Genomic DNA, 11,311 nt, shown 5'->3' on the forward strand with positions numbered 1-11,311 from the left:
GGACTTCCCCCAGGCTGTGGATGGTCTCCTCAGTGGGCTTCCCGGCGGGCACCCGTGGACGCGGGCGGGGGGCGGCCTCCGTCGATGGCGCCAGTGTTCGTTCGGCCCTCGCGGCATGTCAACAGTTTCGGAAACCTTTCGAACCCGCCGCTCTCGTTCAGGCCTACTTTCGCCTGGTCAGCGGATGTCGTCCCGACGAAAGTCCAAATTCCTGGACAGGGCAAGCAGAATCGCGATCATCGTCGAGCGCCCCGTTCCGAAACTTTCTGCTCGACAGCTCCAGATTTCGAGCCCCTCGCGGAGACGGTCTCGCGGCCTTGAACTCACCCTGGGACGACCTGGAAGCTAACGCCCGCTCAGAGTCATTCCTTCGAGGGAGCGGTCGGCTGGTCCGGGGTGGTCTGGATGGTCCAGTCGCCTTCCTCCGCCATGACCTGAAGGATGCTTCCCTCCTTCAGGAGGAGGGTCGTCTCGAAGGTCGTGGACGTGGGGTCTCCGAACTCGTCTTTGCTGATCAGCGTCGTCCGGTGCGTGAAGTCGGGCCCGAGGAGGACCACGTCGAAGTCGCCCTCGCCGGAGTGCCGCACCGTGGCCCGCGACGTCCCGCCGGTGAAGCGGATCGGTTCGCAGCCTGAGCCTTCGATCTCGGTGGCGAAGCTTCGCAGCTCTTCGCCGGTCGCGGGCCGGACGTCGAGAGTCCAAGGGGAGGAGGTCTGAAAACGCAGGAGGGTCGGGCCTGCCAGCGTGAACGTGGGCCGGTGGCCGATGGCGGCGGTTCGCAGGTGCCTGAAGCCGCTCCCCAGTTCGCTCACCAGGCCGCCGTCCTCGTCCGAATGGGACAGCTCGGCCACGCCCGGACCGCCGGTGTAGAGGACGACGTCGTCCCCCGATCCCTGCGCCCGTGACTCGAACCGGGGCACTCCCGCGCGGTCCAGGAAGGAGAGGGTCCATTCCGCGTCGGACGCGATCCGGATGTACCGGTACTCGTGCAGCCACCTGTGGTGGAACAAGCTGCGGACGACTCCGTCGCCGGTGACCGTGCTCTGGAGCCGGTTCGGCGAGATCTTCCAGCGGCGCATGCCGAATCTGGTCGCGCCCTGCCCGTGGCCCTTCAACTCAAAGATCGTCTGGGCGGGCAGGTCGGCGGGGATGCGGATGAGCGTGCCGCCCCTGCCGCGGAACACGTGGAGCGGCGGGCGAGGTCCGCCTCTCGCCGCGATGTCGGCGATGGACGCTTCCTCGGACGACGGAGCCGCGAGCTCGTCGGCGTCGGTCACGGGTTCGCCCAGCCACTGGAGCTCAAGCTCGCGGAGCGCCTGATAGCCGCGCCATCTCCGGGGTCACGCCGTCCGGTTCACCTGGTCGCGGGTGGCGCCGGAGAGCCGGGCGTAGCCGGTGACGACGGCCTCCAGCTCCGCCGGGTCGATGACGTCCGCGAGGCGGGCGAAGCCGTCGGGGGCGCGGCGCTCGACCTCGTCGATCACGTTCTCCGGGCCGCCCTCGCGGTTGCGGAGGACGACCTCGCGGGTGACGGGCAGGCGCTCGTCCTGGTAGGCGCGCAGGGCCGCGGCGGGGTCGCCGTGGCGGCCGGCCAGGTGGCCGGCGAGGCTGGTGGCGTCCATGATCGCCTGGCCGGCGCCGTTGGAGCCCATCGGGTACATCGGGTGGGCCGCGTCGCCGAGCAGCGTCACGCGCCCGCGCGTCCAGTGGGGGAGCGGGTCGCGGTCGCACATGGGGAACTCGAAGCACTCCGGGGCCGACCCGATGAGGGCGGCGTGGTCGAGGAGCGGGGCGCGGAAGCGGGCGGCGAGCGCGCCGAGGGCCGAGGTGGCGGCGCGGCGGGACCAGTCCTGGCGCTGCGGCGCCGGGTCGCCGGGCCGCCCGGTGCGCTCGCAGATCGCCCAGTTGGTGAGTTTCGTGCCCGGACGCCGGCCCGGCCCGATGGGATAGAGGACCAGTTTCGCCTCGGTGCCGCCCGCGATGACCATGGTGCGTCCGGAGCCGAATTCCGGCCATTCGACGGCCCCGCGCCACATCATCACGCCATTCCAGAGCGGCGGGCCCTCGTCGGGGAAGAGGATCGCCCGGACGGTCGAGTGGATTCCGTCCGCGGCCACCAGCACATCGCCGTGCGCCGTTGTTTCACCGTCGCGGGTCGTGAAATGGGCGGTGACGCCGTTCTCGTCCTGCTCGAAATCGACCAGCCGGTGGCCCGTCCGGACCTCGTCGCCGCCGAGCCGCTCGCACACGGCCCGGTAAAGCTCGCCTTGGAGGTGCCCTCGGTGCAGGCTGATCTGCGGGTAGTCGAATCCGGCCCTCCGCCCGCAGCTCCGGCGCATGATCTCCTGGCCCAGCCGGTGGGTGTAGACCAGTTCGTCGGGTGGGTTCCCCACGGCTTCCAGCCGTTCCAGCAGCCCCAGTTCGGCGAGCTGCTTCACCGCGTTCGGCAGCATGTTGACGCCGACGCCCAGCTCGCGGATCTGCTCGCTCTGCTCGTGGACGACGCAGTCGACCCCTTTATGGTGGAGCCTTAATGCCGTGACAAGCCCGCCGATTCCGGCGCCAACGATGACGACGCGCATCCCAGCTCCCCCGGGGATTCTCGATGAGTTTCCCCCTGTGAGCCTGCCATCCCGGCCGCGTCGCCGAAAGGCGTCCGGACGACTTATGCGGGCGGGGAATCACTGGAGGGAGGCCAGGCCCTTCTGCAGTTCCTCCCTGTTCATCGCCGGCTGGACCTCGATCTTGGCGCCGAGCTCCTGGAACAGCGGCTCGGCGATCGTCGGCAGCGTCGAGCTGTCCTGCATGTCGAAGACCATGGTGCAGGAGCGCGAGCCCTCGCTGGCGCAGAAGTAGACGGCCTCCGGATCGAGCCGGTCGTACAGCGACTGGACGACCTCCGGCAGCCTGCCGCTCTTGATCGCCTCGTTCGAGCGCTCGGTGTCCATCACCGCTCGCAGCATGACGCGCATCGCCCCGCTCCCTCCTCGCGCCCGGGCCGGCCCGGTCCCTGGTCCGCGCTCGCTGGAGCCCGGTGCGTCCCTCCCAATCTCCTGCGCTCGACCTGCGCGGACAACCGTTTGGGCGTCTCGTCCGGGCACATTTGAGGGAGATTCCTGGGCTCCGTCAGGCGCGGGAGAAGCGGGCGCCCCAGGCGTGCAGCCGGGTGCGCAGCTCGGGCGGCTCCACGACGTGGATCTCGGCCTCGACCCTGCCCAGCGCCAGGATGGGCCACTCCAGGGAGTCGCCCGTCATGCGGACGCGGCACCGCTCCGCGTCCACCTCGTCGACCGTGCACCACTGGCCGATCAGCTCCCGGACGGCCGCGGCCGGGGCGTCCACCAGGACCTCGATCTTGTAGGGGCGCGGCATCTCCTTCAGGCCGCTGCGGACGAACTCGGCGGCGTCCGCGGCGGGCAGCTCGCGGGGCCGGAACCGGGCGCCGGCCGGCTCGGGGGCGCTCAGGCGGTCCAGCCGGAAGTTGCGCCAGTCGTGCCGGCCCAGGTCGTAGGCGACCAGGTACCAGCGGCGGCCCAGCCGGACGAGGCGGTGCGGCTCGGCCTCCCGGTCGGTCCCGGTCCCGTCGGCGGCGGTGTAGGAGAAGCGGAGGCGCTCGCAGTCCCGGCAGGCGAGCGCGATCACGGTGAGGACGGCCGGGTCGATGCCCTCCTCGGCGGAGCCGTCCCAGGTGGCGGGGACGGTCACCTGGCGCAGCGCGTCCACCTGGCGGCGCAGCCGGGCCGGCATCACCTGCGCCACCTTCGCCAGCACCCGCACCGACGCCTCGGCGATGCCCTCCACCCGCGTCGCGGCCTGCAGCCCCACGGCCAGCGCGACGGCCTCCTCGTCGTCGATCACCAGCGGCGGCAGCGCGGCCCCGGCGGCGAGCTGGTAGCCGCCGTCGACGCCGCGGGACGCCTCGACGGGGTAGCCCAGCTCGCGCAGCCGGTCGACGTCCCGGCGCAGGGTCCGGACGGAGACGCCGAGCCGCTCGGCGAGTTCCGCGCCCGGCCAGTACCGGTGGGTCTGCAGGAGGGACAGCAGCCGCAGGGTCCGGGAGCTCGTGTTGGCCATGTTTCCCAGTCTCCCGCAATTGCGGTCAGAAAGTGGCCGCAATTCTCCCTAGCGTGGTACTCACCGGAACGAACCGACGGAAGGCGGAGGCAAGACCATGACCGAGCAGACCCAGACCACGACCCCGACCACGACCCCGGCCACCGGCGAGCGCGCCGACCTGCTGGCGACGCTGGCCGGCGCCCGCCACTTCCTGCGCTTCACCGTCCGCGACCTCACCGACGAGCAGGCGGGCCTGCGGACGACCAAGAGCGAGCTGTGCCTCGGCGGCCTCATCAAGCACGTCACCTCGGTCGAGCGGAACTGGGCGTCCTTCATCGTGGAGGGCCCGTCCGCCATGGGCGACTTCACCGACATGACCGAGGAGGACTGGCAGCGGCGCGCGGACGAGTTCAAGATGCTGCCCGGCGACACGCTGCAGGGCGTCCTCGACGCCTACGAGGAGGCGGCCCGCCGCACCGACGAGCTCGTGGTGAACCTGCCCGACCTGGACGCCGTCCAGCCGCTCCCGAAGGCCCCGTGGAACACCGAGACGCACTGGTCGGCCCGCCGCGTCCTCACCCACATCGCGGTCGAGACGGCCCAGCACGCCGGGCACGCCGACATCATCCGCGAGTCCCTCGACGGCGCGAAGAGCATGGGCTGAGCCCGCCCGCCCGGCAGGGGGTCAGCGGTGGGCGGGCTCCTCGTCGCGGGGCTTCTTCTCGCGCCGCTTGCGCAGGGAGCCCGCCTTGGCCTTCTCCTCCGGGTGGGCGTGGACGCGCACGAGGCTGGCGGCCGTGGTGAAGAGCAGGATCGCGAGAATCACGCCCAGCGACAGCGTGGTCGGCACCTTGGGGATGGACGCGTTGACGTCCTCGTGCAGGAACTGCAGGATCAGCTTCGCGCCGATGAACGCCAGGATCACCGACAGGCCGATCGACAGGTACACCAGCCGTTCCAGCAGGCCCTCGATGAGGAAGTAGAGGGCGCGCAGGCCGAGCAGCGCGAACGCGTTGGCGGCGAAGACGAGGAACGGGTCCTTGGTGACGCCGAACACGGCGGGGATGGAGTCCAGCGCGAACAGGACGTCGGTGCTGCCGATCGCGACGAAGACGATCAGCAGCGGCGTCATCACGCGCTGGCCGTTCTCGCGGGCGAGCATCCGCCCGCCGTGGAAGCTCTCGCTCACCGGCAGGATCCTGCGGGCGCGGCGGACGAGGAAGGTGTCCTCCACGTCCGGCTCCTCGTTGCGGTGCCGGACGAGCTGCACCGCCGTCCAGATCAGGATCAGCCCGAAGATCAGGAAGGTGAAGGAGAACAGGCTGATCGCGGCGGCGCCGATCGCGATCAGGACGGCCCGCAGCAGCAGCGCGGCGGCGATCCCGAACAGCAGCGTCTTCTGCTGGTACTCGGGCGGCACCGCGAACCGGCCCATGATGATCACGAAGACGAAGAGGTTGTCGACCGACAGGCTCTTCTCGACGAGCCAGCCGGAGAAGTACTCGGTGCCGCCGGTCGGCCCGCCGAGCGCCCACACGGCGAGGCCGAACAGGATCGCGACGCCGATGTAGAACACCGACCAGAAGGTCGCCTCCTTGATGTGCACCGCGTGCGGCCGCCGGACGGCGACGAAGAAGTCGAGGACGAACAACCCGACGATCAGTCCGATCGTCGCGCCCCAGGCCCATAGCGGTACGTCGAGCATCCGGCCGGCCCCTCCTGAACGGGTGTCCGGTGACCTATATCCGTTCTGCGTCGCTTCTACCGCGCCCCAAGCGGCGCCCCAGGCGGACGAACCACTCAGGCGCATCTGAGTAGCTGCGCCGATGCGGTCGAACGCGCTGGAAGGCGAAGCTTCCGGACATGGACACCTCCCGCTGGCGCCCGCCCGCCCTCGCCGCGAAGGCGGCCCTGGCCGCCCTGCTCGCGCTCGCCGTCGCCTTCCCCGAATGGGACCGGTTCGCGGACAAGGCGATGGGCGTCCGCGTGGCCGCCTACCCCGCCGCCGTCATGCTCGTCACCCTCGTCTGGGCACTGCGCGGCCGGGGCGGGCGCTTCCCGTGGGACGTGGACCTGCTCGTGACGCTCCCGTTCCTGGTGGACGTCGCCGGGAACGCCGCCGACCTCTACGACACCGTCGGCTGGTTCGACGACGCCTGCCACTTCGGGAACTGGGCGCTGCTGAGCGCCGCGGCGGGCGTGGCGCTGCGCCGCTGGGGCGGCCTCAAGCCGTGGGCGATGGCGCTGACCTGCTCGGGGGCCGGCGCCATCGCCGCGATCCTCTGGGAGTTCTTCGAGTACGGCGTCTTCATCCTCGACACCCCGGAGACCGTCACGATCTACCGCGACACGATCGGCGACCTCATGCTCGGCCTCACCGGCGCCACCCTCGCCGGCCTCGCCCTCGCGGTACGGGCCCGCGGCTCAGTAGACGAGGGCCTGGACGCCGTCGAGGGTGATCTCCTCGACGAACGTGGGGGCGCCCGCGATGCGGATGCCGGGCAGGACGTCGTCCGGGCCGATGTCGCGGCGGGCCGCGCACTGGGTGCACAGGGTGACGCGCCCGCTGGTGAGGACGACGGTGAGCAGGTCGTCCAGGCGGGTGGCGTGCGGCAGTGAGAACTCGGCGGCCCGCCCCGGCAGCGCGAACCACGCCGACTCCCCGGTGAGCCACAGCGAGACCGGGACCCCGCTGGCCGCGGCGGCCGCCGCCACCGTGAACGCCTGGTTGCAGCGCTCGGGGGCGTCCGCGCCCGCCGTCACCTTGATCACGAGTGGTCTCGCCATATCGGCACTCTAGTTCCGGACGGTGCCCGTAGCATCGGCGGTGTGGGTGGCATGGTGAACGCGGGGATCCTCGTCCTCGCCCTCGGTCTCATGGCGGTCGCCGCCGTCCTCCTCGTGATCCGGCTGGGTCGGCTGAAGTAGGAGGGACGCGGCGCACCGCCCGGTCGGCCCATGACGTGGACGGCCCGGTCGACGCCGGGAGCGGGACGCGGCGGGCGGCGGGCGCCGCTACGCTCGGTTTCCATGGACGTTCCTGAGCTGCACCCGGACCTTGAGCCCCTGAAGTTCCTGCTCGGCACCTGGGAGGGCGCCGGTGTGGGCGGCTATCCCACGATCGAGTCGTTCAACTTCGGCCAGGAGCTGTCCTTCACCCACATCGGGAAGCCTTTTCTGATCTACGCGAGCCGCACCTGGATGATCGAGCCGGACGGCACGCTCGGGCGTCCGCTGGCGGTGGAGACGGGATACTGGCGGCCGCGTCCGAACCACCAGGTGGAGGTCACGCTGGCCCACCCGACCGGGATCGTCGAGATCTACGTCGGCGATGTGGCGTTCAACCGCGTGGAGCTGCACACCGACGTGGTGGCGCGCACGGAGTCGGCCAAGGAGGTCACCGCCGGGCACCGCCTGTACGGGCTGATCGGGGAGGACCTCGGCTGGGCGTACGACATGGCGGCCGTGGGCCAGCAGCTCCAGTCGCACCTGTCGGCGCAGCTGAAGAAGGTGTCCTGAGGCCGGGCGAGACCCCCGGGAAATGAACGATCCCCGGACCTTCCCGCCGGGTGGCGGGGTGATGGACAGGACGGGTCCATCGGTCCGGGGACCGGGTAACTGCCTGGTATTCGCCGGTCACCGTCGCGACCGGCTCCACCGCCCAGGGGGCGGCGGTCCGAGGCGGAACGGCGACTAGCGGACAGCCACCTCGCGAGTCCTACAATCAACCATTGCTTGGACCACCTCCTTTCGCGCGTACCCCGCACGTTATGTGAGGGCGCACGGTGAGGCAAACATATTTTCCGAGGGCTGAATCCGGCCCGGGACCGCGCCCGCCGGGCGGGTTCTAGACTCGGTGCATGGTCGAGTCGTGGCAAGAGGAGCTGCGGGCCAAGGGGTACCGGGTCACCCCTCAGCGCCAGCTGGTCCTCGAGGCGGTCACCAACCTGGAGCACGGGACCCCCGAGGAGATCTGCACCGAGGTGCAGCGCACCGCCCGCGGCGTGAACATCTCCACCGTGTACCGGACGCTCGAACTCCTGGAGGAGCTCGGGCTCGTCAAGCACGCCCATCTCGGGCACGGGCCGCCGAACTACCACCTCGCCGCCGAGGCCGAGCACATCCACCTCGTCTGCCGGGGCTGCCACACGGTGGAGGACGTCGACCCGCGCGCCGCCGCCGGGCTGGCGGACGTCCTGCGGCGCGACTTCGGGTTCGAGACCGACGTGCACCACCTCACCGTCTACGGGCGGTGCAAGGAGTGCCGCGCCACATAGGCTGGACGCATGGAGAGCCCGCTGCTGAAGACGCCCGGAGCCGTCGCCGCCGACGCGCCCGACCAGGAGATCGCCGCGCACTACGGCGACCCGTCGAAGGAGCAGCGCGCGCTGGAACGCGGGGCCGCGTTCGTCGACCGGAGCAACCGGGGCGTCCTCACGGTGACCGGCCCGGACCGGCTGAGCTGGCTGCACAGCCTCCTCAGCCAGCACCTCGACGGGCTGACGCCGTACGAGCCGACCGAGGCGCTGCTGCTCGACCCCAAGGGCCACATCGAACAGCACCTGTTCGTCATCGACGACGGCGAGACGACCTGGGCGCACGTCGAGCCCGGCGCCGCCGCGCCCCTCGCGGAGTTCCTCGACCGGATGCGGTTCATGCTGCGCGTCGAGGTCGCGGACGTGACCGCCGAGTACATGGTCGTCACCGGCCCGCCGCAGGACGGCGGCCTGTCCTGGCCCGACGTCGCGGGGACGGCGACGCGGATCGTCCCGCGCGGCGAGTTCCCGGAGGGGCTCGAACCGGCCGGCCTCTGGGCGTACGAGGCGCTGCGCATCGCCGAGCACCGGCCCCGGTTCGGGCTCGACACCGACGAGCGGACGATCCCGCACGAGGCCGGCTACGTCGAGACGGCCGTCCACCTGAACAAGGGCTGCTACCGGGGGCAGGAGACGGTGGCGCGCGTCCACAACCTCGGGCGGCCGCCGCGCCGCCTGGTGTTCCTGCACCTGGACGGCAGCGTCGACCGGCTGCCCGCGCACGGCGACCCGGTCGAGATCCCCGGCGGGCGCACGATCGGGTTCGTCGGGTCGGCGGCCCGGCACCACGAGCTGGGGCCGGTCGCGCTGGCGACGGTGAAGCGCAACGTCCCGGTGGACGCGGAACTGCTGGCCGGCGGAGTCGCGGCCGCGCAGGAGGTCATCGTGTCACCGGACACCGGCGCGAACGCGCAGATCGCGCTGCGCCGCCGCCCCGCGAAACACGGGTAGCAGCGCGCCCCCCGGGCGAATATCGTCGGACATAGACGATTTCTCACCGGCCGCCGTCCGGGGAAGGTGGATTCCTACCGATGGTCGCGAACCCTGGGAAGCGGGAGCCTCAGGCGGCCAGGCGGGGGACCCGGCGCCGGCCCCGCCGGGAGTCCGCGCTGCTGTGGTGGGCCCTGTTCGCGCTGTTCGCCGGTGCCGCGTGGTGGCTGCACTCGTGGCGCGTCGCGCTGCTCGCGCTCCTGGGCTGGTGCCTGTACCAGTTCATGCTGGTGCCCACCATGTGCCGGGTCCTGAGCCAGCAGGGCGCGGCCTGCACCGAGCGCACCCGGGGGCGGCTGTTCGCCTGCGGCCCCGACCACCAGCGGCTCCGCAACGACGCGCTGTGGCGGCTCGCGGGCCTGCGCAACCCGTTCCAGAAGGAGCCGCACCGGGACGAGGCCGAGACGGGCGTGGTCGTCGTGTCCTCCGACGTCCGCGGACGGCTGACCCCGCCCGACCGCCTGCTGATCCTCCTCGCCGCCGCCGGCACTGTCGTCGTCCTCGTCGGCATGGTGTACGGGTTCCGCTAGCCGCGCACGGGGCCCGCTAGACGTCCAGGATCAGCGTGATCGGGCCGTCGTTGACCAGCGCGACCTTCATGTCGGCGCCGAACTCGCCCGTCTCGACCTTGGCGCCCAGCCCCCGCAGCTCGTGGACGACGGCGTCCACGAGAGGCTCGGCGACGTTCCCGGGCGCGGCGGCCGTCCACGACGGGCGGCGGCCCTTCCGCGCGTCCCCGTACAGGGTGAATTGGCTCACCACCAGCAGCGGTGCGTTGACGTCAGAGCACGACCTCTCGTCCTCCAGGATCCGCAGCCCCCACAGCTTCGCGGCCAGCTTGCGGGCCTGTTCCGGGCCGTCGTCGTGCGTCACGCCGACGAGCACGAGCAGCCCCGGCCCCTCGATCGCGCCGACGACGCGCCCGTCCACGGACACGCTGGCCTGGCTCACCCTCTGGACTACAGCACGCATGACCATGCATTCTGCCGCCTATGGGAGCAACGACGCTCATCACGGTGGCGCCCACGGGCGCGGAGTCCGCCAAGGCGGACGTTCCGGCCCTGCCCGTCACCCTGGATGAACTGGTCCAGACGGCCAAGGAGTGCGAGGCGGCCGGCGCGGCCGTGATCCACGTGCACATCCGCGACGACGACGCGCGGCCCACGCTCGACCCGTCCCGGTTGCGGGACACGGTGGCGGCGCTGCGGGAGAGCACGGGACTGATCGTGCAACTGTCCACGGGGGGTGCGGTCACCGACCCCTACGAGGACCGCATCCGCGTCCTGGACGCCGAGCCCGACATGTGCTCGCTCACCTGCGGGACGGTCAACTTCGGCGACGACGTCTTCATGAACCCCTGGCCGTTCATGGTGGAGCTGTACCAGCGCACCCAGGAACGCGAGGTCGTCCCGGAGTTCGAGCTGTTCGACCTCGGCCACATCGCGGCGCTGCACAGGCTCCTGGACAAGCACGGCCTCCCCTACGGCGGCCACGTCCACTGCGACCTGGTGATGGGCGTGCCCGGCGGCATGCCCGGCGACGCCCGCACCCTGGTCGCCGCCGTGGAGGCCCTCCCGCCCGGCGCGACCTGGTCGGCCACCGGCATCGGCAGGACGTCCCTGCCCGTCCTCTTCGCCGCCCTCTCGGCCGGCGGCCACCTGCGCGTCGGCATGGAGGACACCGTCACCCTGGCGAAGGGGCAGCCGGTGACGGCGAACGTCCAGCTGGTGGAACGCGCCGCCCAGGCCGCCCGCCTGGCCCAGCGTCCGCCCATGTCCGCCGCGGACGCCCGCGCCCTCCTGAAGACCAGGCCCCGCTGACGCGCGGACGTTCGGCCGGGTCATGCGGGTGCATAATCGCGATCATGGGCGGGTCAGGGCCGGTTCGGTGCGGTGGGCGGGGTAGTTGACCCTGCGTGACCGGGCGGGGACCCGCGGGCTGGAGTGGAG

At 71.5% G+C, this 11,311-nt stretch carries 13 protein-coding genes and 1 pseudogene; 7 read left to right on the forward strand and 7 right to left on the reverse strand.

What is annotated here, in order from left to right; translation table 11 throughout:
• Positions 1-362: 362 nt before the first annotated feature.
• The 4 genes from ETD96_RS31495 to ETD96_RS31510 all read right to left on the reverse strand — a co-directional run bounded on the left by ETD96_RS31495 (position 363) and on the right by ETD96_RS31510 (position 4,074).
• On the reverse strand, positions 363-1,277 hold the full coding sequence (locus ETD96_RS31495) for a hypothetical protein (RefSeq protein WP_138640127.1): 915 nt from the start codon (positions 1,275-1,277) through the stop codon (positions 363-365).
• A 63-nt stretch (positions 1,278-1,340) separates the two neighbouring features.
• A complete protein-coding gene (locus ETD96_RS31500) occupies positions 1,341-2,582 on the reverse strand; it encodes a flavin-dependent oxidoreductase (protein WP_138640128.1) in 1,242 nt (413 codons plus the stop codon).
• Between the two features lie 99 nt (positions 2,583-2,681).
• Entirely contained in the window at positions 2,682-2,972 is a 291-nt protein-coding gene (locus ETD96_RS31505) for a hypothetical protein (RefSeq protein WP_171069318.1), read from the reverse strand.
• A gap of 154 nt (positions 2,973-3,126) precedes the next feature.
• Positions 3,127-4,074, reverse strand: a complete 948-nt coding sequence (locus tag ETD96_RS31510) for a helix-turn-helix transcriptional regulator (RefSeq protein ID WP_138640129.1) — start codon at positions 4,072-4,074, stop codon at positions 3,127-3,129.
• A 97-nt stretch (positions 4,075-4,171) separates the two neighbouring features.
• Here ETD96_RS31510 and ETD96_RS31515 point away from each other — a divergent pair, with 97 nt between their 5' ends.
• On the forward strand, positions 4,172-4,720 hold the full coding sequence (locus ETD96_RS31515; protein ID WP_138640130.1) for a DinB family protein: 549 nt from the start codon (positions 4,172-4,174) through the stop codon (positions 4,718-4,720).
• Positions 4,721-4,741: 21 nt separating this feature from the next.
• On the opposite strand, the gene ETD96_RS31520 is transcribed toward ETD96_RS31515, so the two are convergent.
• The gene (locus tag ETD96_RS31520) at positions 4,742-5,761 is read right to left on the reverse strand and encodes a TerC family protein (RefSeq protein ID WP_138640131.1); all 1,020 of its coding nucleotides are present in this window, start codon (positions 5,759-5,761) and stop codon (positions 4,742-4,744) included.
• Positions 5,762-5,919: 158 nt separating this feature from the next.
• Here ETD96_RS31520 and ETD96_RS48420 point away from each other — a divergent pair.
• A pseudogene (locus ETD96_RS48420) lies at positions 5,920-6,459 on the forward strand (DUF2238 domain-containing protein); the annotation flags it as partial.
• A 21-nt stretch (positions 6,460-6,480) separates the two neighbouring features.
• On the opposite strand, the gene ETD96_RS31525 reads toward ETD96_RS48420, so the two are convergent.
• Complete coding sequence (locus ETD96_RS31525; protein ID WP_138640132.1) at positions 6,481-6,843, reverse strand: DsrE family protein; 363 nt, start codon at positions 6,841-6,843, stop codon at positions 6,481-6,483.
• Positions 6,844-7,086: 243 nt separating this feature from the next.
• On the opposite strand from ETD96_RS31525, the gene ETD96_RS31530 reads away from it, so the two are divergent.
• The 4 genes from ETD96_RS31530 (at position 7,087) to ETD96_RS31545 (ending at position 9,892) form a co-directional block, all read left to right on the forward strand.
• Entirely contained in the window at positions 7,087-7,575 is a 489-nt protein-coding gene (locus tag ETD96_RS31530; RefSeq protein WP_138640133.1) for a heme-binding beta-barrel domain-containing protein, read from the forward strand.
• Between the two features lie 341 nt (positions 7,576-7,916).
• Positions 7,917-8,333, forward strand: coding sequence for a Fur family transcriptional regulator (locus ETD96_RS31535; RefSeq protein ID WP_138640134.1), 417 nt, complete (start codon positions 7,917-7,919; stop codon positions 8,331-8,333).
• A gap of 9 nt (positions 8,334-8,342) precedes the next feature.
• Entirely contained in the window at positions 8,343-9,323 is a 981-nt protein-coding gene (ygfZ, locus tag ETD96_RS31540; protein WP_138640135.1) for a CAF17-like 4Fe-4S cluster assembly/insertion protein YgfZ, read from the forward strand.
• 80 nt (positions 9,324-9,403) lie between these two features.
• Positions 9,404-9,892 carry a hypothetical protein gene (locus ETD96_RS31545; protein WP_138640136.1) on the forward strand — a complete coding sequence of 163 codons (489 nt, stop codon included), beginning with the start codon at positions 9,404-9,406 and terminating at the stop codon, positions 9,890-9,892.
• Between the two features lie 16 nt (positions 9,893-9,908).
• Here ETD96_RS31545 and dtd read toward each other — a convergent pair whose 3' ends face one another.
• Positions 9,909-10,334 (reverse strand): D-aminoacyl-tRNA deacylase, encoded by a 426-nt coding sequence (gene dtd / locus ETD96_RS31550; protein ID WP_138640137.1) that lies wholly within the window; start codon positions 10,332-10,334, stop codon positions 9,909-9,911.
• Positions 10,335-10,354: 20 nt separating this feature from the next.
• On the opposite strand from dtd, the gene ETD96_RS31555 reads away from it, so the two are divergent.
• Entirely contained in the window at positions 10,355-11,182 is an 828-nt protein-coding gene (locus ETD96_RS31555) for a beta-keto acid cleavage family enzyme (protein WP_138640138.1), read from the forward strand.
• Positions 11,183-11,311 lie beyond the last annotated feature (129 nt).

The sequence above is a fragment of the Actinomadura geliboluensis genome (assembly GCF_005889745.1).
Lineage (GTDB): Bacteria > Actinomycetota > Actinomycetes > Streptosporangiales > Streptosporangiaceae > Spirillospora > Spirillospora geliboluensis.